Annotated in this window: 22 protein-coding genes and 1 pseudogene; 12 read left to right on the top strand and 11 right to left on the bottom strand. The window is 59.8% G+C overall.

Annotated elements, in window-relative coordinates:
• A complete protein-coding gene (locus SM763_RS18230) occupies window positions 1–1,167 on the bottom strand; it encodes a CaiB/BaiF CoA transferase family protein (RefSeq protein ID WP_152467192.1) in 1,167 nt (388 codons plus the stop codon).
• Between the two features lie 30 nt (window positions 1,168–1,197).
• Window positions 1,198–2,343, bottom strand: a complete 1,146-nt coding sequence (locus tag SM763_RS18225; RefSeq protein ID WP_152467193.1) for a CaiB/BaiF CoA transferase family protein — start codon at window positions 2,341–2,343, stop codon at window positions 1,198–1,200.
• Window positions 2,344–2,447: 104 nt separating this feature from the next.
• Here SM763_RS18225 and SM763_RS18220 point away from each other — a divergent pair, with 104 nt between their 5' ends.
• From SM763_RS18220 to SM763_RS18175, 10 genes are all read left to right on the top strand, one after another.
• A complete protein-coding gene (locus tag SM763_RS18220; protein ID WP_152467115.1) occupies window positions 2,448–2,825 on the top strand; it encodes a Zn-ribbon domain-containing OB-fold protein in 378 nt (125 codons plus the stop codon).
• 3 nt (window positions 2,826–2,828) lie between these two features.
• Complete coding sequence (locus SM763_RS18215; RefSeq protein ID WP_152467116.1) at window positions 2,829–3,980, top strand: thiolase family protein; 1,152 nt, start codon at window positions 2,829–2,831, stop codon at window positions 3,978–3,980.
• 23 nt (window positions 3,981–4,003) lie between these two features.
• Entirely contained in the window at window positions 4,004–4,861 is an 858-nt protein-coding gene (locus SM763_RS18210) for a MaoC/PaaZ C-terminal domain-containing protein (protein WP_172975947.1), read from the top strand.
• A 10-nt stretch (window positions 4,862–4,871) separates the two neighbouring features.
• The gene (locus tag SM763_RS18205; RefSeq protein WP_152467117.1) at window positions 4,872–6,008 is read left to right on the top strand and encodes a CaiB/BaiF CoA transferase family protein; all 1,137 of its coding nucleotides are present in this window, start codon (window positions 4,872–4,874) and stop codon (window positions 6,006–6,008) included.
• Window positions 6,009–6,071: 63 nt separating this feature from the next.
• Entirely contained in the window at window positions 6,072–6,791 is a 720-nt protein-coding gene (locus tag SM763_RS18200) for a transglutaminase-like domain-containing protein (RefSeq protein ID WP_152467118.1), read from the top strand.
• Complete coding sequence (locus tag SM763_RS18195; protein WP_136340184.1) at window positions 6,788–7,237, top strand: MaoC family dehydratase; 450 nt, start codon at window positions 6,788–6,790, stop codon at window positions 7,235–7,237. Before SM763_RS18200 ends, SM763_RS18195 begins: the two co-directional genes overlap by 4 nt.
• Window positions 7,224–8,348: an acyl-CoA dehydrogenase family protein gene (locus SM763_RS18190; protein WP_136340185.1), complete on the top strand. Its 1,125-nt coding sequence runs from the start codon at window positions 7,224–7,226 to the stop codon at window positions 8,346–8,348. The genes SM763_RS18195 and SM763_RS18190 overlap by 14 nt, the downstream gene beginning before the upstream one ends.
• Window positions 8,345–9,496: an acyl-CoA dehydrogenase family protein gene (locus tag SM763_RS18185; protein ID WP_152467119.1), complete on the top strand. Its 1,152-nt coding sequence runs from the start codon at window positions 8,345–8,347 to the stop codon at window positions 9,494–9,496. The genes SM763_RS18190 and SM763_RS18185 overlap by 4 nt, the downstream gene beginning before the upstream one ends.
• Before the next feature lie 28 nt (window positions 9,497–9,524).
• On the top strand, window positions 9,525–10,334 hold the full coding sequence (locus SM763_RS18180; RefSeq protein WP_028095226.1) for an enoyl-CoA hydratase/isomerase family protein: 810 nt from the start codon (window positions 9,525–9,527) through the stop codon (window positions 10,332–10,334).
• Window positions 10,335–10,361: 27 nt separating this feature from the next.
• Window positions 10,362–11,558, top strand: a complete 1,197-nt coding sequence (locus SM763_RS18175; RefSeq protein ID WP_232237126.1) for a phenylacetate--CoA ligase family protein — start codon at window positions 10,362–10,364, stop codon at window positions 11,556–11,558.
• A 225-nt stretch (window positions 11,559–11,783) separates the two neighbouring features.
• Here SM763_RS18175 and SM763_RS18170 read toward each other — a convergent pair whose 3' ends face one another.
• Entirely contained in the window at window positions 11,784–12,761 is a 978-nt protein-coding gene (locus SM763_RS18170) for an FAD-binding oxidoreductase (protein ID WP_168733229.1), read from the bottom strand.
• On the opposite strand from SM763_RS18170, the pseudogene SM763_RS18165 reads away from it, so the two are divergent.
• Window positions 12,712–13,233: pseudogene (locus SM763_RS18165) on the top strand (SDR family NAD(P)-dependent oxidoreductase); the annotation flags it as partial. The gene SM763_RS18170 and the pseudogene SM763_RS18165 overlap by 50 nt on opposite strands.
• 146 nt (window positions 13,234–13,379) lie before the next feature.
• On the opposite strand, the gene SM763_RS18160 reads toward SM763_RS18165, so the two are convergent.
• From SM763_RS18160 to SM763_RS18150, 3 genes are read right to left on the bottom strand one after another with little or no spacing between them, the layout of a single operon-like run.
• Window positions 13,380–14,546: an acyl-CoA dehydrogenase family protein gene (locus SM763_RS18160; protein ID WP_136340189.1), complete on the bottom strand. Its 1,167-nt coding sequence runs from the start codon at window positions 14,544–14,546 to the stop codon at window positions 13,380–13,382.
• A gap of 16 nt (window positions 14,547–14,562) precedes the next feature.
• Complete coding sequence (locus tag SM763_RS18155) at window positions 14,563–15,801, bottom strand: thiolase family protein (protein ID WP_152467122.1); 1,239 nt, start codon at window positions 15,799–15,801, stop codon at window positions 14,563–14,565.
• Window positions 15,802–15,817: 16 nt separating this feature from the next.
• Complete coding sequence (locus SM763_RS18150; protein WP_152467123.1) at window positions 15,818–16,606, bottom strand: enoyl-CoA hydratase/isomerase family protein; 789 nt, start codon at window positions 16,604–16,606, stop codon at window positions 15,818–15,820.
• 113 nt (window positions 16,607–16,719) lie between these two features.
• Between SM763_RS18150 and SM763_RS18145 the strand changes: the two genes are divergently transcribed.
• Window positions 16,720–17,823, top strand: a complete 1,104-nt coding sequence (locus tag SM763_RS18145; protein WP_232237125.1) for a CaiB/BaiF CoA transferase family protein — start codon at window positions 16,720–16,722, stop codon at window positions 17,821–17,823.
• 25 nt (window positions 17,824–17,848) lie between these two features.
• Here SM763_RS18145 and SM763_RS18140 read toward each other — a convergent pair whose 3' ends face one another.
• The 5 genes from SM763_RS18140 to SM763_RS18120 all read right to left on the bottom strand — a co-directional run bounded on the left by SM763_RS18140 (window position 17,849) and on the right by SM763_RS18120 (window position 22,716).
• On the bottom strand, window positions 17,849–18,637 hold the full coding sequence (locus SM763_RS18140; RefSeq protein WP_043753691.1) for an SDR family NAD(P)-dependent oxidoreductase: 789 nt from the start codon (window positions 18,635–18,637) through the stop codon (window positions 17,849–17,851).
• A 12-nt stretch (window positions 18,638–18,649) separates the two neighbouring features.
• Window positions 18,650–19,441 carry an ABC transporter ATP-binding protein gene (locus tag SM763_RS18135; protein ID WP_028288589.1) on the bottom strand — a complete coding sequence of 264 codons (792 nt, stop codon included), beginning with the start codon at window positions 19,439–19,441 and terminating at the stop codon, window positions 18,650–18,652.
• A gap of 61 nt (window positions 19,442–19,502) precedes the next feature.
• Entirely contained in the window at window positions 19,503–20,741 is a 1,239-nt protein-coding gene (locus tag SM763_RS18130; protein WP_051630972.1) for an ABC transporter substrate-binding protein, read from the bottom strand.
• Between the two features lie 34 nt (window positions 20,742–20,775).
• Window positions 20,776–21,708: a branched-chain amino acid ABC transporter permease gene (locus SM763_RS18125; RefSeq protein ID WP_271109724.1), complete on the bottom strand. Its 933-nt coding sequence runs from the start codon at window positions 21,706–21,708 to the stop codon at window positions 20,776–20,778.
• Window positions 21,709–21,831: 123 nt separating this feature from the next.
• Window positions 21,832–22,716 carry a branched-chain amino acid ABC transporter permease gene (locus tag SM763_RS18120; RefSeq protein WP_028288586.1) on the bottom strand — a complete coding sequence of 295 codons (885 nt, stop codon included), beginning with the start codon at window positions 22,714–22,716 and terminating at the stop codon, window positions 21,832–21,834.
• Window positions 22,717–22,718: the final 2 nt, after the last annotated feature.

Here is a 22,718-nt window from a genome sequence, read left to right as displayed (position 1 = left end):
CTATTCCCTGCCCGGTCCCAGAATTTCGTCGCTGTGTTCCCCAAGTCGCGGGGCCGGGCGATGATCATGTCGCGCAGGGGTCGCCGAAAAGCGAGCCGGCGGGCGTGTCGTCCAGATCGCACCTTCGGTCGGGTGATCAATCCGTTGAAAGAACCCGGTTGCGGCAAGATGGGGATCGTTCGGCAAATCTGACAGGTTGCGCACTGGCATGGCGGGTATGTCGGCCTGCTCCATGAGGTCAAGCCACTCATCTGTGGTCCGGGTCAGCGCAATCTGCGCCACCATATCGTATACTGCGCCGATGTTGCGGCTTCGGGCATCCATGTCAGTGACCCAGACATGGTCGATCATGTCGTCGCGCCCGACCGCCTGAAAGAACCGCGCCCATTGCACGTTGGTGTAGGGCAGAATGGTGATGTAGCCATCTGCGGTCTGAACCGGACGCCGGTGCGGAACCAGCATGCGGGCATAGCCGAAATCCTGCGGAGTCTCCTCGAAGGTGGCGCCATCCATGTGTTCGGCCAGCAGGAAGGCGGCCAGCGTCTCAAACATCGGAACTTCGACATGCTGGGCCTGTCCCGTACGCTCGCGGTGGAACAGGGCGCCCATCACGGCATAGGCGGCGGTCACGCCGCCAAGCTTGTCGGCCAGAATTGTCGGGGCATAAGCGGGCGGTGCCTCGGGGTCGCGCAAGGTTGCCAGGCTGGCCAATCCCGACACCGACTGGACGGAATCGTCGAATGCTGGCTTGGCGGCATAGGGCCCGTCCTGTCCGAAACCGGTGGCGGATACCGTGATCAGGTTCGGGTTTTCCTGGCGCAGGGTTTCGGGATCCAAAGACAATCTGGCAAGCGCCGCAGGCCGGATGCTCGAAATCATCACATCGGCATCGATGAGCAGTTTGCGCAACTGATCGAGACCGGTTTGTGTTTTGAGGTCGAGTACGACACTGCGCTTGTTACGGTTGGTCCCCAGAAAAGCGGCCCCCATCAGCTTGTTGCGCGATGGCTGGACCTGGCGAAGAAGATCGCCCTCGGGGCCTTCCACCTTGATCACATCGGCCCCCAGATCGCCCAGCATCTGCGTCGCCAAAGGTCCGAAAACTACAGAAGTCAGATCGACGATCTTCACGTCTTGAAGGATCGCCGGATTGTTCTCATCGGTCATTTGATTGTCCACTTAGTTGCCTACCGTTTTTTATGAACAACGGCCGAACTCGGCGCGAAGGGCCTTGCCTTGCGCATCGAAGGCCGGGCAGGGGCCCAGTGCCGTTTCGCCGAGGCTGCGCCGGATCGGGGGGGTCGGGACGTTGATTTCACCGGAAGGCGTGCGAATTACGGACCGGTCAAGCTGGGGGTGACCGGACAGGGTCGCCACGTCGTTCACCGCGCCCGAGGCAATGCCCGCAGCGTCAAGCCGCTTCAGCATCTCGGCGCGGTCATGCGAGGCGAACACGTCCTTGATGAGAACTTCGAGCGCGGGTTTGTTTTCAATTCGCGACGTGTTGTCATGGAACCGGGGGTCGGTTGCCAAAGCCGCATCGCCCAGTATGTGTTCACAGAACCGTTGCCATTCGCCGTTGTGTTGCACGGTAATGACGACAAGCTGACCGTCCTTGCATTCATAGGCCCCGTACGGGCAAATGACCGTGTGGTTCAGTCCGACACGAGGTGTCGGCTTGCCAAGGTAATCGTGATACAGCAGTGGAACCGACATCCAGTCGGCCATCACATCAAACATTGCCACGGAAACGCCGCTGCCCTTGCCGGTGCGATCACGCCCGACAAGTGCTTCGCAGATTCCAGCATGGGCTGTCATACCGGTGGCGATATCGCAGACCGACACGCCCACCCGTCCTGGTCCGTCGGGTGTACCGGTCACTGATGCCAGACCGCTCTCGCATTGCACCAGAAGGTCATAGGCCTTGGCGTTGCGCATCGGGCCGTCTTCGCCATATCCGGTGATGTCGCAGGTCACTAGACGCGGGAAGCTCTCTCGCAGACTCGCGGAATCGAGCCCCAGCTTGGCCAGCGCGCCCGGCAGCAGGTTCTGAATAAACACATCTGCGTTTTCCAGCATCCTGAGCAGGATTTCACGGTCTTCGTCGGCTTTAATGTCCAAGGCGACCGATTCTTTGCCTCGGTTCAGCCATGTGAAATAGGCGCTTTCACCGTTGGCGGCGGTATCGTAGGCGCGGGCGAAATCGCCTGCGCCCTTGCGTTCGATCTTGATCACGCGCGCGCCGGCGTCGGCCAGCCGCGAGGAGCAAAAAGGCGCAGCGACTGCCTGTTCCAGCGCAACGACGAGTTTGCCGGAAAGGGGGGCTAAGTCTGAACCTGACATGAGTTTCTCTCAATTGATCCTGAAAGGTTGACTAAATCTAACAATTGTTAGAAAGATTATCAATACGCTTGAACAAAGACTGGGTCGCTTGAAGGAGAACGCCTATGCAGGATGCCAAAGGACCAGACCAGCTTTTCCAACGCGCGCTGGCAGAGGGAGAGATCCTGCTGCCCAAGTGCGACGACTGCGGGGCCTATCACTTTTTCCCGCGAGTCCTGTGTCCACATTGTCATGGCGCCGCGATTTCGTGGAAGCAGGCCACCGGCAAGGGACGGGTCTACACCACAACCGTCGTGCGCCGCAGCCAAAACCGCGGTGGCGACTACAACGTGTGCATGGTCGAGCTTCAAGAGGGCGTTCGAATGATGAGCCGGGTCGAAGACATTGCACCGGGTGAGGTCGCCATCGACATGGCTGTAACCGCTTTCGTGGGCGAGGCCGAGGGTGTTCCGGCCGTGCTCTTCAAGCCGTCGGAGGTATAAGTCATGACCACAGAACTTCGGGGGAAATCCGCCATCGTGGGAACCGGTCATGCCGGTTTCGGAGAAGCCCATGGCCTGACGGCCTATGATGTCATGGCGCAATCTGCGCTTGCGGCGCTTGGCGATGCCGGGCTGAAACTGTCCGACGTCGACGGGCTGTTCTGCACCATGATGGAAGACAGCATGCCGGCGCTTATGGCGGCGGAGTATCTGGGCATCCAGCCCCGTTTCATTGATGGCACGATGTCGGGCGGTTCGTCCTTCGTAAACTACCTGACGTCCGCGACCATGGCGCTTGATGCCGGTCTGTGTGATGTCGCTCTTATCGTCTATGGCTCCAACCAGCGCACCGCATCGGGCAGACTCGTGACCGCTTCACGTCCGCCGGCCTACGAGGCGCCATATAATCCGCGCTATCCGATCTCGGCCTATGCGATGGCCGCAGCCCGGCACATGCATGAATATGGCACCACCCGAGAGCAGCTGGCCGACGTGGCCGTTGCTGCGCGGGCATGGGCACAACACAACCCCGAAGCGTTCGAGCGCGGCCCGCTGACCCGAGAAGACGTGTTGGGCGCGCGCATGGTGGGCGATCCATTGACCGTGCGCGACTGTTGTCTTGTCACCGACGGCGGTGGCGCGATCGTGATGGTCCGCGCGGACCGCGCACGGGATTTCCCCAAGGTGCCTGTCTATGTGCTGGGCAGTGCGACGGCAAGCTCGCACCGGCAGATTTCCCAGATGAAGGATTTCACCGTGACCGCGGCCCGCGACTCGGGCGCGCGCGCCTTTGCGGCGGCCGGAGTGACCCCTGCGGATATCCAGGCGGTCGAGCTCTATGATGCCTTCACCATCAACACGATTTTGTTTCTCGAAGATCTTGGGTTCTGCGCCAAGGGCGAGGGAGGGGCCTTTGTCGAGGGCGGACGCATCGCGCCTGGCGGCGTCTTGCCGGTGAACACGAATGGCGGCGGCCTGTCCTGCGTGCACCCCGGGATGTACGGCATCTTCACAGTGATCGAGGCTGCTCGTCAGATCCGTGGCGACGCGCCGGGCATTCAGTCGAAGGATATCGACCTGGCGCTGGCGCATGGCAACGGCGGTGTGCTGTCCAGCCAGGTCACGGCGATACTTGGATCGCAAAACACGCTCTGACGGCAACTAAGGGAGGAAAGTAAATGCCATTGGATTTCGAGGCACTGTCGAACTGGGACTTTGAGGAAATCGAACAGACGCTGACCGAGCGGGATACCATCCTGTATGCACTCGGCCTTGGGTTCGGCGAGGATCCGACCGACAAAAAGGAGCTGGCCTATGTCTATGAGGACGGGCTCAAGGCAGTTCCCTCGATGGCGGTCATTTTGGGGTATCCCGGCTTCTGGCTGCGCGATCCCAAGACCGGCGTAAACTGGCAAAAAGTGCTGCACGGAGAACAGTGGCTCGACATCTACAAGCCGCTGCCGACACATGGCCGGATTGTCGGCCGCAGCAAGATCGACTTCATCGCCGACAAGGGCGAGGGCAAGGGAGCCGTCATTTACCAAAGCCGTGATATTATCGACGCGGACAGCGGTGAAAAACTGGCGCGCGTGGCGATGTCGGCTTTCTGTCGCGGTGATGGGGGGTTCGGCGGTGAGAACCAGGCAGGTCCGGCACCCGCAGTGCTACCTGACCGGGCGCCTGATCACATATGTGATATCGATACCCTGCCCCGCCAAGCCCTTATTTATCGTCTCAGCGGTGATTTCAATCCGCTTCACGCTGACCCGGATGTGGCCCGTTCTGTCGGGTTCGACCGCCCGATCCTGCATGGTCTGGCGACCTATGGGCTGGCGGCCCGGGCGATTCTAAAGACGTTGCTTGACTATGATTCTGCCCGGCTTGTCGGTCTGGATGTTCGGTTCTCGGCTCCGGTCTATCCCGGCGAAACCGTGCGGTTCGAAATCTGGGAAGAGGACGGCGAGGTCCGGTTTCGAGCGTCTATTCCTGCACGCGACGTGGTTGTTCTGAACAACGGCGCAGCGCGCTTCGCCTGAGGCAATGAAGATGGCTCAACCTCTCAAGGATATCCTGGTGCTGGATTTCAGCACCCTTCTTCCCGGTCCGATGGCGACGCTCATGCTGTCCGAGGCCGGCGCCGAAGTGATCAAGTTCGAACGGCCCGGAGTCGGCGAGGACGCGCGCCAAACCGAGCCCAGGATCGACGGAGAGAGCATCGGATTTGCCGTGTTGAACCACGGCAAGCGATCGGTGGCCATCGACCTCAAGTCAAGGGGCGCAGTGGAACGTCTGCGCCCTTTGATCGAGAAGGCCGATGTTCTGGTAGAGCAGTTTCGTCCCGGCGTGATGGACCGGCTGGGGCTTGGTTATGAAGCGTTGCGAAAGATCAATCCCGGTCTCATCTATTGTTCGATCACCGGCTATGGCCAGACCGGACCAAAGGCCAGCGCCGCCGGCCACGATCTCAACTACGTCGGTGATGCGGGTATCCTGTCGCTCAGTCGCGGACCGGATGACCAGCCAACAGCCCCGTTCGGGCTGGTCGCCGATATCGGAGGCGGAACCTATCCTGCGGTGATGAATATCCTGCTGGCCCTGATTGCGCGGCAGGCAAGCGGGCAGGGGACGCATCTGGATATCGCAATGGCCGAGGGGGCGTTCGCCTTTGCCTATTGGGCCCATGCCGAAGGTGTGATTGCCGGGCAGAACATCGAAAGCGGTTGCAGCCGTCTGACGGGTGGCCTGGCCCGTTATCGGCTTTATACGGCTGCGGACGGGCGTCAGATCGCCGTCGGCGCGTTGGAAGAAAAGTTCTGGCAGTCGTTCTGCGATGTCATTGGTTTGCCGGTGGCCCTTCGCGATGACTGGTCCGATCCAAATGCCTGTGCCGCAGAGGTTGCACGTCGTCTGAGGGAACACCCCTCGACCCATTGGGAGCCTTTGCTGGCTGCGGCAGATTGCTGCTGTTCGGTCGTGAAGACGCCCGCCGAGGCGGCGCGTGGCCCGCATTTCAAAGCGCGTGACGTGTTCGGGCGGACCGTAAAAATCTCCGGCCGGGACGCGCCCGCTTTGCCGCTGCCAATTGCCCCGGAGTTCCGTTCTTCCGGAAATTCGGTCGGAGTTGCAGCCACTCTGGGCGAAGACAATACGCGTTATGGCTTGGACCAACCAAAGACAGAGTAAATCCCGTTGACGGGCAGGTTTTGAATCGGTAATCTAACAATTGTTAGAAAAAAGGAGGGTCCAATGGACAAGTCTGACGATGACCTGCCGACTGAAGCTGAGCGTTATGTCATGCCATCGCGCTTTGTGGAAAGCGATAGCTTGGAAGTGCAGGGTTTCGTGACATCGGCTTTGCGTGATCTTCCTGTGGGCGCAACCAATCGAGATAAGGCGATCCGCCTGTTCGAAGCGGTGCGCGACGATATTCGCTATGATCCCTATTGTTTTGCGCTGGATGAGGACTCTTACCGTGCCAGCCGTATCGCTGGGGCGGAAGCGGCGTTTTGCGTTCCCAAGGCAATTCTTCTGGCGGCTTGTTTGCGTGCTGTGGGTATCCCTGCCGCTCTGGGGTTCGCGGATGTGCGCAACCACCTGAATACACCCAAGTTGCAGGAGTTGATGGGGACCGATCTCTTTATCTACCACGGCTATGTTCAGCTGTGGTTGGGGAATGAGGCCTACAAGGTGACACCTGCATTCAACATGGAACTGTGTGAAAGATTCGGGGTCAAACCCCTGGTCTTCGACGGCTATCACGACGCGCTCTTTCATGAGTTCGACGAACAGAATCACCGGCACATGGAATATGTGAACGACCGTGGTCTCTATTTCGACGCGCCGATGGGTGAGTTCCTGGTGGCGTTCAAGCAAACCTATCCGAAGCTGGAAGAATTCAACCGCATCCGAATATCCAAGGATGCGAGCGGATACGATGACGGTTTCGCAAAGGAGGGTGCCTCTTGAGGTATCTGGAAGACTTCTCGCCGGGCCAAGTCTATCGCTTTCGCAGCGCTCCGATGAGCGCGGATTCAATAAAGGCCTTTGCCAAGGAATGGGATCCGCAGCGGCTGCACACCGATGAAGACTATGCAACCGCCATACATGGCAGCCTGATCGCCTCGGGCTTTCAGACCATGCTTGAGGTGTTCAAGCCGGTCATGACCGAGATGATGGTCGATGTTGCCAATATCGGCGGCATGGGCTTTGACAATTTGCGCTGGCTGCGGCCTGTGCACCCGAACGAACCCCTTGATGTCGAACTGACGGTCAACTCGGTCACACCGTCAAAAAGCAAGCCCGACAGAGGTGTTTTGCACTATACGCTCAGCGCCAGAAACCCCGAGGGCGAGGTCGTTTTTTCGACCGACACCCCCGTGATGATCCAGCGAAAACAAAATGACACAAACTGATATCCTTTCCAGCGAACAAGAAGACCTTCGCCTGTTGCGCGAGAGCGTGCGCACGTTGTTTGAACGGGCGGGCGGAAGTGACAGAGCCCGACAACTCCGTGATGCCGGGGGCGGTTTCGATCCGGAGATGGTCCGGGAACTGGCCGAGGCCGGTGTTTTCGGCGTGGCGGTGCCCGAAGATCAGGGCGGGCTTGGCATGGGCCTAGCCGCCGGGGGTGTCATCGCCGAGGAAGTCGGCCGTGTGATTGCCCCGGAACCGGTCGTGTCGACGATCGGTCTGAGCCTCGGCCTTCTGCGCCGCCTTTGTCCGGATCATCCGAAGATGGCACAGCTCATCGGCGGCGAAATTTCATTGGCGGTTGCCTGGCAGGAACGCGGCCCCGACGGGGCGCCTGCCGATGCGACCTGCCGATACGCGGACGGAAAGCTGACCGGTAGCAAGGCCTGGGTCGTCGGTGCGATCGGTTCGCACGGGTTCCTTGTCGTGGCCGAACAGGATGATGGTCCGGTTCTGGTTCTGGCTGAGGCAGACGCGCAGGGGCTTGTCATCGACAAGCGGACGCAGGCGGATGGCAGCTCTCTGGGCGAGCTTTCGTTTTCGGGAACTCCGGCCGCGGAATTGGCCAGCAGCGGTGCGGTTCTCACTGCACTGGCCGAGGCTGTCGCCGATGCAACGGCGCTTGCCGCGGCCGAGCTTGTCGGCCTGAGCGAGCGCGCCTTCGAGATCACGCTCGACTACATCAAGACGCGGGAGCAGTTCGACAAGCCGATCGGATCATTCCAGGTCATCCAGCACCGTGCCGTCGACCTCAACGTGATGTGCGAGGTCGCGCAGGCCGGAGTGCGGGAGGCGCTTGCGCAGATGGACAGCGAAACCGATCCGAAGGTTCGGGCCCCGATTGCCAGCCGCGCCAAAGCGCGCGCCGTCACGGCCGCCAAGAAAATCACCCGCGACGCCATCCAGCTGCACGGGGCCGTCGGGTACACGGATGAGTTCGATATCGGGCTCTACCTGAACCGGGCGCTGGTGCTGTCGGCCTGGTTGGGCGACGATGCCTATCACAGGCGGATATGGTTCGAGGCACGCGAAGCAGAGGGGGCAGCACAATGACCGACTGGAACGCTATGACCGATGCAGAGTTCCGCAAAGAAGTGCGCCAGTTCTTCGAGGCGGAATATCCCGAGGAGCTGCGTCACCTGCCGCACCGACCGAAGTTCGCCGAGATCGAACATTGGCACCGCAAGCTTCACGCCAAGGGCTGGGTCGCGCCAGCCTGGCCCGCTGAATTCGGCGGTATGGGGCTGAACGCCGCCAAGTTGCTGATCTTTTACGAAGAGCAGCAGCGCTGGGGCGTCAATCGCGGCCGCGACATGGGCGTGCAGATGGTCGGGCCGCTGATCATCAAATTCGGCACCCAGGAACAAAAAGATTACTGGCTGCCGCGTATCCTGAGTTGCGAAGATATCTGGTGTCAGGGCTATTCGGAACCCGGCGCCGGGTCCGATCTGGCGAACCTGCGCACACGCGCAGAGATTGACGGCGACGACTTTGTCATCAACGGACAGAAGATCTGGACCACGATGGCGCATGACGCCACGCATATTTTCATGCTGGTGCGCTCCGATCCCGATGCGCCGAAGAAACAGCAGGGCATCAGTTTCCTGCTCGCTCCGATGGATCAACCCGGAGTCGAGGTGCGCACCATCACGACCCTGTCGGGCGAGACCGAGTTTTGCGAGGTCTTCTTTGACAATGCACGGACGCCCCGCGAGAACCTCGTGGGCGAGCTGAACAAGGGTTGGACGATGGCCAAGGCTCTCTTGAGCTTCGAACGCATTTTCATCGGTTCGCCAAGTCTGGCCCAGAACGCTCTGGGACAGCTTGAAAGCTTTGCCCGTGGCCGTGGCGCGTTTGACGATCCGGTGTTCCGTGACCGCTTTGCCCAGGCGGCACTGGATGTGGAAGATCATGCCGCGCTTTATGCCCGTTTTGCAGATCAGCTCAAACGTGGCGAGACGCTCGGTGCGGATGTGTCCATGCTGAAGATTTGGGTGACTGAATGCTTCCAGCGCATCACCGAGCTGATGATCGAAGCAGCCGGTCCCGATGGCGGCTCCATCGGGCCGCTTCAGGTCGGCAACGTAAGTGTCGATGTTCTGGCGAGTTTCTACAAGGCCAGACCTACCACGATCTACGGTGGATCGAACGAAATCCAAAGAAACATCCTGTCCAAGGCCGTCCTGGGACTGCCTGGCTGACTCAATACCCCACGGAGGAAATAGAACCATGTCGGATCGTTATGCAAAATACGATAAACTGAAATTTGACTACCCGGCGGATCGCGTCCTGCGCATCACGTTCGACCGGCCCGAGACATTCAACTCGGTCGATGCCGAAACCCACACTCAGATGACGGACATGTGGATCGATATCGACCGTGACCCAGACATCAATTCGGTCATCGTGACCGGTGCGGGCAAGGCATTTTCCGCCGGGGGTGATTTCAGCCTGATCGAAAACATGATTGGCAATTCGCACGAGATCATGAAGACGTGGAAAGAAGCCAAGGATCTCGTCTATAACATCATCAACTGCAACAAGCCGATCATTTCCGCGATCAATGGCCCTGCGGCCGGCGCAGGCCTTGTGGTTGCCATCCTGGCCGACATCTCGATCGCCGGAAAGAAGGCCAAGATTGTCGATGGTCATCCCCGCCTTGGTGTTGCCGCCGGTGACGTCGCGGCGATTATCTGGCCGCTGCTGACCTCGATGGCCAAGGCGAAATACTATCTGATGACCTGCAAGCCGGTGTCGGGCGAAGAGGCCGAGCGTATCGGTCTGGTATCAATGTGCGTCGAGGATGACGAGCTGCAGCAGATCGCGCTGGATACAGCCGTCGAACTGGCCAACGGCTCGCAAAGCGCGATTCGCTGGACCAAGTATTCGCTGAACAACTGGCTGCGCCAGGCCGGGCCGATCTTTGATGCGTCGACCGCGCTGGAGATGCTTGGCTTCATGAGCGAGGACGTCAAGGAAGGTGTGTTGTCGCACCGCGAGAAGCGCGCGCCGAACTTCCGTAAGGACTGCCCGCTTTAACGCCCGATTGGACGAGGAGGCATGGAAATGTCTGATGATATCTACAAAGATATAGCTCAAGCCTATGCCGCTGCGGCCGAAAAAGCTCCTGGCCTGAAATCGCGATTTACGGCTGCCGGATTCGATCCGGCAGCTGTCACATCGGTGGCGGACCTCTCGCGTCTTCCAGTGATGAAAAAAGAAGAGCTTCTGAAGATCCAGCGCGAGAACCCGCCCTTTGGCGGGTTCCTGGCCTCGGATCTGAAGGATGTCGGGCGGATCTACGTGTCCCCCGGCCCGATTTTCGAACCGGCCCTTTCGGACGGTGGCGGCCACGGCCTTGACCGGCTGTTCAAGGCGGCAGGCGTGGGGCCGGGGGATATCATCCTGAACACCTGGATGTATCATCTGGTGCCCGCGGGGCTTTTGTTCGACGAAGCGGCACAGGCCGCAGGCGCCACGGTGATCCCCGGAGGCGTCGGCAATACGGAGCTTCAGGCACAGATCATCGCCGAAACCGGCGTGACTTCGATCTGCGCTTCGACCGCGTTTTTCCTGACGCTGGCGGACAAGGTGATCGAAACCTATGGCCGCGACGCATGGAAGGTGAAGACAGCCTTCCTCGGCGGTGAGATGGGCGACTGGATGGCCAAGCGCCGCCGGATCGAGGCCGAATACGGCGTGTCCACCTGGGCCGCCTATGCCACCGCCGATCTGGGCCTTGTCGCCTATGAGGATGGCGGCGAAGGCTACCTGGTTCATCCCGACCGCGTGGTGCAGATCTGCGATCCGGTCAGCGGCGAACAGGTCGCTCATGGCGAACCTGGCGAGGTTGTCGTGACCGCGCGCGATGCCACCTGGCCGATGATCCGGTTCGGCACCGGCGACAGCGCCTTTGCCCTGGAAAGCAACGCGGATGGCACCGTCAGCCGGATTTCAGCATTGCAGGGACGGGTCGGGGCAGCGGTCAAAGTGCGCGAGATTTTCGTTTATCCGCGCGTGGTTGAAGAAGTTGTCATCGGCACGCCGGGCGCAAAGGCCGCGCAGGCCGTGGTAACGCGCGAGAACGATCGCGACATGATCCGCCTCTCGCTTGTGCTGGAAGACGGTGCCGACGCTTCCGCCGCAGAAGCAGCCGCCGCTGATACCTTCAAACTGCATGCACGAATTCGTGCTGACGAGGTGAACATTGTTTCGGAACTACCCGAAAATGCAGAACTGATCGTCAACCAAAAAGACCGCTGAGATCGGGTTCTGTGCGCTTTGCCTGAATCCGACCTTTTAGCCGACACTGGCACGCGGGTTTTCGTGGACCCAAGACTTTCAACTTGGCGAAGGTCTTGGGGATCCCGGCCCCGCGCGCCCGTGGGGTGTCGCGGAAAGCGGCACAGGTCAAACGTGGTCGAAATCGACTGTCAGTTTTTTGGTTTTCGGACGGGCCTGGCAGGTCAGGACAAAGTTCTCCTTCAACTACCAAGGCTCCAAAGCATAGTTCAGCGTCATCTCTGCCTCGCCTTCGATAACTTTGGCGCGGCAGGTGGAACACATTGCGCCCTTGCAGCAATAGGGTAGTTCGATACCTGCTGCGGCGGCGGAGACCACGCTTTCCTGATCAGGTGTCATCACAAAGCTGCGGGCGGTGCCATCATGGATCGCCGTGACCTGAACTCCTTCTCCAGTGGCGGCTTCCGCCGTAAGCGGCGCAAGCGTGACGGTGGCGGTATTGTCAGCATCGGCGGGAGCGAACAGCTCGTCATGAAAACGGTTCTCTTCAACGCCTAGGTCGCGGAGCGCGGTCTTGAGTTCCTGAATCATCTCGGCGGGGCCGCAAAGAAAAGCATCTTCTATTTCTGCCGGAGCGAACAGGGCACCGGAGAACTTGCGCAGCTTTTCCGCATCAAGCCGGCCCGAGAATAGTGGGGAATCGGTGCCTTCGCGCGTCAGTGTATGAAAAAGAGAGAACCGTCCGGGATAGGTATCCTTGAGATCGTTCAATTCGTCGCGGAAGATGATGGAACTTAGCGTTCGACTGCCGTAAAAAAGGATGAAGTTGGCCCCGGCCTCGGTGGCAAGCACCGAGCGGATGATCGAAATGATTGGAGTAGTTCCACTGCCCGGGGCCAGGGCGAGATAGGTGCGTGGTCCGCCTTGTCGTATCTTTGATCCGAATGTGCCTTCGGGCGTCATGACATCAAGTTCGGTGCCCGGTGGCAGTTCGCTATGAACGAAAGAGGAAAACGCTCCGCCTTCCAGCAGCTTGACCAGAACGCGCAACTCGCCATCGTCTCGGCCGGAGCTGACCGAATAGCATCGCCGCACACCATCGATATCATCGGCACGGCGCAGCGTGACGTACTGGCCCGGGATGAATTGATAGTCGTCCGCCAGATCTTCGGGATTGGGCGAGCATTTCGCCGAACTGCTGGCGGGGCAGGATGTCGACGTCACATTGGCCGCCCGCCGCGTCGCCCGCTTGTCTGAGCTTTCCGCAAAGATAGCGGCGGAAGGGGGGCAGGCCGATGTGATAGAGATGGACGTGGCGGACCCGAAGTCGGTGGAAGCCGCGCTGAAGGGACGGGTCTTTGACACTGTCATCAACAATGCCGGAACGACGGCATCTCTTCCCGCATTGGAACACGGGCCGGCCGAAATCGACGCGATCATAGACACAAATCTCAAGGGCGCATTTCATGTCGCACGTATCGCCGCCAAAGCGATGATTGATGCCGGACGCGGGGGCTGTATCGTCAATGTCGCCTCGTTTCTGGGCACACGGGTGGCCAGCCATGTGTCCGCCTATGCCGCGTCCAAGGAAGGGCTGATTCAACTGACCCGGTCTCTGGCGCTTGAATGGGCGCGGCATGGCATCCGGGTGAATGCCATCTGCCCCGGTTATATCGAAACCGACCTGAACCGTGAGTTTTTTGCCACTGACGCGGGACAGGCATTGATCAAACGCGTCCCGCAGCGCCGGTTGGGGCATGATCCGTTGGCCGCCCCCCCCGGACCGGGGGCCTACGATAAGGCGACCGGGAATCCCCGGCCGCAATTCTTAGAGTCACGATTTCAGAACGCGTTAAGCCCGGTCAGGTTGCGCCCGATGACCAGTTTTTGGATTTCGGTGGTGCCATCGGGAATCGGCATGACCTTTGCATTGCGGAAGTGCCGTTCAACGTCGAACTCTTTGGTGATGCCGTTGCCGCCGTGGATCTGCACCGCTTTGCCGGCGATTTCGACGGCCATTTCGGTTGCATACCATTTCGCCATCGAGGTCTGGGTGTCACAGCGCACGCCCAGGTCCAGAAGTTGCAGCCCGCGCTGGCACAACAGGCGCGCGGCATCCAGGTGCGTGGCCATGTCGGCCAGGTAGCCTTGAATCAACTGGTGCCCGCCAATCGGCTTGCCATGCTGCTCGCGTTCCTGGGCATATTTGACCGCACATTCCAATGCCGCCTGACCAATGCCGATGCTGGTCAGGCCAACAAACACACGCGCGCTCTCAAACAGTTTCAACGTCTGGAACAGGCCGCCGCCTGCATTACCCAGAACATGCTCGGCGGTGGTTTCCGCCCGGTCGAAAAACAATTCACAGGTCGATGCACCGACAAGTCCCATCTTGCGCAATTCGCGGCTCTCATAGTTGCCGGTGTCGCGGTCGACGATGACCATGGAAATACCGTCGTCCAGATTGCAGACAACGATGGCGAAATCCGACTGGGCCCCATTGGAAATCCAGAGCTTCTGGCCAGTGACGAAAATCTTATCGCCCTCTCGGTCCGCACGTGTCTTGACCTCGCGTACGTTCGAACCGACCTCTGGTTCGGAAATACAGGTGGCACAGATCCGTTCGCTGCGCAGGAGCGGCTTCAGATAGGCCTCTTTCTGCGCCACATTTCCCAAGAGGTTGACCGCGAACACGGCATGACCCTGAATCAGCACCGCGATTGCCAGATCGGCCCATATCCGGGCCAGTTCCTCGTATAGGATGCCATAGGTCATGCGGTCGATTCCGGCACCGCCTTCCTCTTCGGGGATCAGGCCGCTGATCAGCCCGAATTCCTCGACCTTGGCGAACAGGGACTTCAGGGTTTTCGCATCGGGGGGGTGGCCGAGGTTCTCGTATTTCTCGGCCAGCGGCGCGAACTCTGCCTCGGCCATCTTGCGGAAGTTTTCCAGCAACATGCGTTGCTCATCTGTATAGATTGCCTGAGCGGCGGCGATCACGTTTTCCATGGTTCGTCTCCTTGTTTCAACGGCCCAGAATGATGACGCAGGCGGCCGCTTCTTCTACCCCGTGCAACCCCCCGCCGTTTTCGGCGATGGCATTCTTTGCCCCTTCGACCTGGCGCGCGCCAGCTTCGCCGCGCAGTTGCGTGACCAGTTCGAAAACCTGCCCTATCCCTGTGGCACCGACCGGGTGGCCCTTGGATTCCAACCCGCCCGAGGGGTTCACCGGAATGCGTCCGCCGATCTTTGTCTCGCCGCGCAGACTGGCGGGACCGCCCTCGCCGAATTCGACAAATCCGAGGTTCTCGATCTGGATCACTTCGCCCACGGCCGTGGCGTCATGCACTTCGGCCACCGATATATCCTCGGGGCCGATCCCGGCCTGTTCATAGGCCTCAAGCGCGGCAAGCCGGGTCAGGTGGTTCTTGTAATCTTCCGGCGGACGATCGGTGCCCGAGCGCAGGATCGCGGCCTTGACCTTGATCGCGCGCGCGGGATCTAGGCCCAGACGTTTTATCCCCTCGCCGGTGCATAAAACGGCCGCAGCGGCCCCGTCCGAGATCGGGGCGCACATCGGCAGGGTCAGCGGATAGGTGATCGGCGGCGCGGCCAATACCTGATCGACGCTCATGGCTTCTCGGTATTGCGCCAGTGGATTATGCACGGAATGCGCATGGTTCTTGGCGGCGACGGCGGCGAACTGTTCCTGAGTTGTGCCAAAGGTCTTCATGTGCAGCCGGGCGAAGCCTGCGTAGACATCCATGAACACGCTGTAGGGCTTGGGCGATTTCGATCCTTCGGGTTCCTCGACCCCTGCACCCAGATCGGCCAGCCGTTGCGCGACCTCTTCGCTGTTGCTGACGTCCCAGCCGCTGTCGAAGGCCGAAAACATCAACGCACGGTCGTCAGAATACATCTTTTCGGCGCCCACGGCGAGACAGCAGTCGCCATTGCCGGCCTTGAGGAAATCGACTGCCAGTTTGAACCCGGTCGAGGCGCTGGCGCAGGCGTTTTCGACATTCACCACCGGAATGCCCTGAATGCCCATTTCACGCAGCGCGATTTCGCCGCGGATCATGTGCTGGCCCTCCATGTGGCCCTGCACCGCGTTCGAGAAGAATGCGCCGTCGATACGATCTGCCGTCACTCGGGCATCGGAAAGCGCGGCGGCGACGGCCTCGCCGGTCATGTCCTTGATGGTTTTGTCCCGGAACTTTCCGAACGGCGTCATCCCGACGCCAACGATGTAAATGTCCTGCATCGTTTGTCCTCCTGACCTAGTATCCGCGAAACTGCGGTTTTCGTTTTTCATTGAACGCCGACAGACCCTCGTGCATGTCCCAGGATCGCATGTGCGCGCGCAGGTTCAGCATCTCTTCGGAAAGCGCGGCGGTTTCGTCCACGTCCAGCGACCGATTGGCAACCGTCTTCATGCGGCGTAAGACCGCCGGGCTTTTTTCTGCCAGCCTGTCGGTAAAGGCCTGCACCGCTTGTCGCAGGTCTTCGTCCGCGACGACCTTGTTCACCAGTCCCCAGTCCATCATGTCCCGTGCCGAAACGTTCTCGCCCGAGAACAGCAGGTATTTCGCGCGGTTCAGGCCAATCCTACGCGGCAGGATCGCCGCACCGCCGGCCCCGGGAAAGACGCCAAAGTTGGAATGTGCGTCGCCCAGTTGCGCGCTTTCGGCGGCAAAGACCAGATCGCAGGCCATCACCATTTCCAAACCGCCCGCCATCGCCAGCCCGTTCACTGCGGCGATCACCGGTTTCGGGCCATGTCGCATCAGCCCAAACGTGTGATCGACAAGATCCAGAAGATCCGGCTCGCCTGGTGCATGTTTGGCGCCAGCAACTTCTTTCAGATCGGCACCGGCGCAGAATGCCCGGCCAGAGCCGGTCAGGACAATTGTACGCACCCCATCGTCGGCCAGCGCCGATTCCAGTGCTGCCGCCATCTCGCGCAGCATCTGCGTTGACATTGCGTTGAGCTGTTCGGTGCGCTGGAAGGTAATCCATTCAGTTTTTTCGACCCGCTCAACGAATAGCGTCTGCTTTGCTTCACTCATGCTAAGCTCCTGATAATTATACATATTATTGGTTTTTCGCCTTGTCTTTTGCGGCGATTTGCGCTGCACTCGGGCGGACCCGCACGTGGAAAACAAAAGAGCTGGAGATTGATATGAGCACTACACCCCTGGCCGGCCTGAAAATTCTCAGCCTTGCCGAACAGTTTCCCGGTCCCTATGCCACAATGCTGTTGTCCGACATGGGAGCCGAGGTGATCATGATCGAACGACCGGGTGTCGGCGATCCGGCCCGGCAATTTCCGCCCTTGTTCCGGGCACTGAACCGAGGCAAGCGCAGCGTTGCGTTGGATCTGAAATCGGCCGAGGGGCTGGCACGGTTTCGCGAACTGGCCAAGGAATCGGATGTCATCGTCGAAGGGTTCCGCCCTGGCAAGCTTGCGGCCTTGGGTGCCGGTTTCGAGGACATGCGTCGTGTCAACTCGCGGCTGGTTTATGTATCGATTTCGGGTTACGGGCAGGACGGCCCCTATCGTGACAGGGCTGGCCATGACCTGAGCTATGAAGGGGTTGGCGGTTTGCTGGCCGATCAGGCCGATGCAAAGCAGCCCGGCCCTGTGCCGCCGATCCCCCTTGCGGATGTTGGCGCGGCGTTGTTCGCGGCGATCGCAATCCTGTCGGCGGTGGTGTCGAGCCAGCGCACAGGGCAGGGGCGTTACGTGGACGTGTCCATGTCGGATGCGGTGGTTTCGATGTTGACCGCATTCCTCGTTCCCGCCGCCAATGGAACACCGCTGGGCGAATTTATCGCCGAGCCGGGCTATGGCGTGTTCACCTGCAAAGACGGCAAGCTCTTGACCTTGTCCATCGCGCATGAGGACTGGTTCTGGAAACCGTTCTGCGATGTGATCAACAGGGCGGATCTTGCGCCGTTGACAGGCCGCGACCGTGTCGCCCGCAAGGCCGCGCTGCGCGAAGAAATCGCGGCGATTTTGGTCAACAAGACGCGCGCCGAATGGGGCGACCTTCTGGATAAGGCGGGGGTGCCATGGGGTCCGGTCAATTCCCTGGTCGAAACGTTGGACGACCCCCATGTGCGTGCGCGCCAGCTGCTGCGCAAGATTACGCATGACGGCGGCAAGGCCGAGACTTTTATTGTCCAGCCGTTGAAATTCGATGGTTTCGAAACCGCGATACCGGATCTGCCCCCCGAGCTCGGGGCAGATAATGACAGCGTTTTTTCGGACAGCTCCAACTAGAGGCGGCAGCCGTCCGATGGCGGCTCTAGCAGGCAAAAGAATACCCGCCATTCACCGGATAGGTTTGACCGGTGATCCAGCTGGCAGCATCCGAGCAGAGGAACAGGATCATTCCGGCGGGGTCTTCCGGCTCGCCCAGACGGCGGATCACGTACTGCGACAATGCCCGCTTCTCGGTCTCTGCATCCGGGATCAGGTCGGCGACAGCCGGAGTTCTTGTGCCCCCCAAGGCGACGCAATTCGCGGTGATCCCGAACCGGCCGCCGGCCTTTGCAATTGCCCGCATGAAGCCGGCCGCACCGGCCTTGGCCCCGGAATAAACCGCCAGATGCGGTTCACCGACACGGCCGGCGTCGGAAATGACGGTCACAATGCGCCCATAGCCACTGTTAACCATCAACGGCATGGCGTGACGGGTGCAGTTCAGCACCCCATCGAAATTGGTGGCCATCCAGCGGCGCCATTCGTCGGGATCGGATTCCCAAAAAGGGACCAGATCGTCGAGCCGCGATGTCGGCCCGGCGTTGCCCGCATTGTTGACCAGAATATCCACGCCGCCAAATGTGGTCTGCGTTTCGGCAAACGCCGCGCCAACCGCGTCGAAATCCGAGACGTCGAAGGCGAGTGGCAGAGCCTTTGCACCCGCTGCCTCCACTTCCGCGGCAACGCTTTCGGCCCGTTCGGCGTGAAAATCGTTGACAACGATGGCACCGGCTCCGTGTTCCGCCAGATAAAGCGCGGCTTGCCGACCAACGCCTTGCCCCGCTCCGGTTACAAATGCGGTACGACCTTTGATGGAAAGCAGGTTACTCATCTTCGTTCCTTTCTATCCCAGCCATCTCTTCCGGCGGCGATAGTGTTTGATATCTCGATAGCTTTTGCGCTCGCCCGATGCGGTGACGCCGAGATAGAATTCCTTGATGTCCTCGTTGTCAGCAAGCTTGTCGGCAGGGCCGTCCATCACGATCCGGCCGTTCTCCATCACATAGGCATAGTCGGCGATCGATAGCGCCGCGGCGCTGTTTTGTTCGACCAGGAAGAAGGTCGTGCCTTCTGACTTGAGCTGCTTGAGCACTTCATAAACATCCCGGATCATCATCGGGGCCAATCCCAACGACGGTTCGTCGATCGCGATGATCTTGGGGCTGGCCATCATGGCCCGGCCGATCAGCAGCAGTTGTTGTTCGCCACCAGACATGAAGCCAGAGGTGCGGTTGCGCAGGTCCGCAAGCCGGGGCATCAAGGTGTAAACATGGTCCAGGCGCTTTTTCAGCTCGGCGGAGTTGGGCACCATGTGCCCGCCGACGATCAGGTTTTGCTCTGACGTCAGATGCCGCAAAACGCGCCGCCCTTCCATCACATGGATGAGACCGTTCTTCACGACTTCCGAGGCTTCCATGTTCTGAATGGGAGTTCCGTCCAGAACGATGGACCCCGCCGAAACGGTTCCATCCTCGGATTTGAGCGTTCCCGAGATGGCTTTAAGCGTCGTGCTTTTTCCTGCGCCATTGCCACCGAGCAGAGCAACACATTGTCCCGCACGGACTGTCATGGACACGCCTTTGAGCGCCAGGATGACGTCGGAATATGTCACCTCTACGTTGTTGAGTTCCAGCATGGTCATATTGCCCGGGGCTAAGGATCAGAACGGGCGCCGCGACTGCGGCGCCCGGATTAATTCACCATTTCTCAACTTGCGGAACGTCGACACCCGTTGCCGCGATGGTGATTTTCCCATCTTTGACGGTGCCCACATTCACTTTGAGGCCTTCCAATGGGAACGGTGCTTCTGGCGTAAAGGACAAGGTCGGCAGGAACCCATGGGTTTCTTCGGTGGTGATCGGTTTGGCAAAAAGCGCCTCACGTACCATCTCTCCGGTCAGGCCCTCGGCGCCGTTCGCCTCGATCGCGTGATCGATCACGGTCACGGTATAGAGACCCTGAGATACGCCCATTGCGGTCACGACGTTCCAAGGTGCTTCGAGTCCGTAATCGGCAACCAATGTCTCGTAGAATTGTCGCGCGGGAGTGTCCTCATCGGCCGCAATCGCCATGCCGTAGGCTTCAAAGTCCCCCTCCATTTGCTCAAGCCCGCCAAGCGCGCCACCCGAGGCTGGAAGCCCGTTATGCGAACTCATCATGATCGGGATGTTCGCCCCGTTGGCCTGCAGCCCACGTTTCGCGGCAACCACGATAGAGGTGTTAGTTTGGATTACCAGCGCCTCGGCCCCGGCTCGTACAACGCGGCGCATTTGCCCCGTCAGATCGGTGGGTTGAACTTCGGTATAGATGACCTCGACGAGGTCGATCTCCTCGGGGTGCTCTTCGGCATAGAGTTCAAGGCCCTTTGCCATGTCGACATAGGCAGGCGATGCTTCGGAGGCGAGGATCGCAACCTTGAGCGGTTCGTCTCCTCCGCGCTGTTCACGCATCCAGTTCAGAAAGCCGACACTTTCGTGCGAATAGGTCGGGCGTGGGTTGAAAATCCAGGCATCCGGTTGCCAGGCAAAACCGTAGGCCGCTGTGGCCATGAACATCGGGATTTTGTCTTCCGGCAGGCGTTCGGAAAGGGCCGCGACGTCAGGCCCGCCGAGGCCGACAACCGCAATCGGGTCCAGTTCCGATTTGATCCCGGGCCAGAGACTTGCCACCTGTGCCGCGTCATAGCGGGTTTCGTAGTTTTTGTAGTTCAGCGTGACGCCAAGTTCCTTGCCGCGGGTTTCATTCCACCAGGTGAACACAGCTTCGCGTCCGCCTGCCAGGATGGGCATGATGTCAGCATAAGGGCCGGAAAAGTCCGACAGCAGGGCGAGATTATAGGTCTCTTCGGCCTGCGCCTTCAAAGGCATGGTCGCCGCGGCCGCCAAGGCAGCCGCTGCCAGTAAGCCGCGAAGACCTCGATTCGATTGGTAAGTCATATTCTTCCTCCCAGGTTTAGAGCCGCTCTATTTCTCAGTAAGGAAACGGCCAGATACGGTATGACGACTTCAGGATGTTCCAGCGGTGCATCAGCCCCTTGGGTTCGAGGATCATAAACAATGCGATCACGCCGCCAAGAACGACATTCATGCCAGCGAACACGATGTCACCGCCAAGGAATGATACCGAGTCGGCGATATTGGGGCCGACCGTCGCGATAATTTCCTGGATGATGCGGATAATGAAGACGCCGATCAGGGCCCCCACGATTGAACCCATCCCGCCGACGATGATCATCGCGACGAAGAAGATCGAGTGAAACAGGGTGAACTGGTCTACCCCCACGAAGCGGATCAGATAGGCCCAAAGCGCCCCGCCGACGCCCGCATAGAAAGCGCCGATCAGGAAGGCATTTGCCTTTGTGGCCGCGACATTGATCCCCATTATACCCGCGGCCACGTCATCATCCCTGACCGCCACGAAGGCACGGCCGAAGCGTGACCGAACGATCCCGAACGCGCCCGCCACCATGATCGCGGTCACGGCGAAATTCAGATAGAACTGCGAAGATTCGCTGACAAATCGCAGCCCGAAAAGCTCGGCCGGGGGCACGGTGATACCGTTCGACCCACCCAGCCAGGTTGACGGCAGGTTCAATACGGCAAAGTGGAACAGGAACTGAGCTGCAATCGTGGTCAGTGCCAGATAGAACCCCTTGATCCGCGCCGCGGTCAAGCCAAAGAGAAAGCCGAACAGCGCAGCCGAGAGCCCGGCCAGAGGAATGGTCAGCAGAAACGTAAGGCCGGTCTTCGAGGCCAGTATCGAGGCCGTATAGGCGCCGACCCCCATGAACGCCGCCTGACCCAGGTTGATCTGGCCCGCATAGCCGGTGCAGATCTGAAGCCCGACGGCGATGACGGCGCTGATCATCATCATATTCAGGATAGCGATGATACGGCTGCTCACCAGGTAAGGCGCCAACAGCAGTAGAGCCATGAATACGACGAGGGCCAGAAACTGCCAGCGCGTTCGGATCAAACGTCTGTCACTGCGATAGCTTGTCGGGAATACGCCAGAAGGATCCATGGATTACACCCGTTCGATTGTGCGCCAGCCGAACAGGCCGGTCGGCCGGATCAGCAGAATGGCAAGCATTATGATATATGGAACGACACTGCCGAGCGAGCCACCGATCAACGGATCAAGGTAGTTGGTGGTCAAGCTCTGCGCGATGCCGATGATTATTCCTGCCAAGATAAGCCCGCCGATGGATTCCAGCCCGGCAAAGAGCGCCACCGGCAGGGCCGCGAACCCGATATCCGAGGCCAGGAAGGTCAGCGATTTGCCGCTGAGAAAGATCATCGCACCAATTGTGGACAGGATTGCCCCGAGAACCCAGGCAACGGCAATCGAGCCTTTCACCGAAATGCCCATCGAGGAAGCTACGACGTGGTCCTCCGCCACAGCGGTCATACGGAGGCCGGACCGGGTCCGGTTGAAGAACCACGACAGGCCGACGGCCGCGACAATGGTGATGATCCCACCTATCAGGAGGTTCATCGGGATCAACATATCGCCGAGGAACAAGGGTTTCAGCGGAAAAATGATCGGGAAGGGTCTTACCGCGGGACCGAACACAAGCAGCACCAAACCGCGCAGCAGGATCAAAAGGCCGACGGTGACCATGACCATCGAGAAAACCGATTCACCGATCAGCTTTGTCAGGAAAATCCGTTCGATTGCGTACCCGACCAGCCCGGCCAGAACCAGCGAAAGGGGTATCGACAACCAAAGGCTAAGCCCCGCTTGCATCGTTGTGAACCAGACGATGAACCCGCCGATGATCACAAGCTCGCCCTGCGCGAAGTTGAACACCTTGCTGGCGCGGTAAATCACAACAAAGCCCATGGCCACCAGCGAATACAGAAGGCCGATCAAAGCCCCGGTAATGATGTCATTGATGAAATAGACCATTG

The organism is Pseudophaeobacter sp. C1-32P7 (assembly GCF_041008775.1).
Lineage (GTDB): Bacteria > Pseudomonadota > Alphaproteobacteria > Rhodobacterales > Rhodobacteraceae > Phycobacter > Phycobacter gallaeciensis_A.
This window is presented reverse-complemented; position numbering and strand designations above follow the sequence as displayed.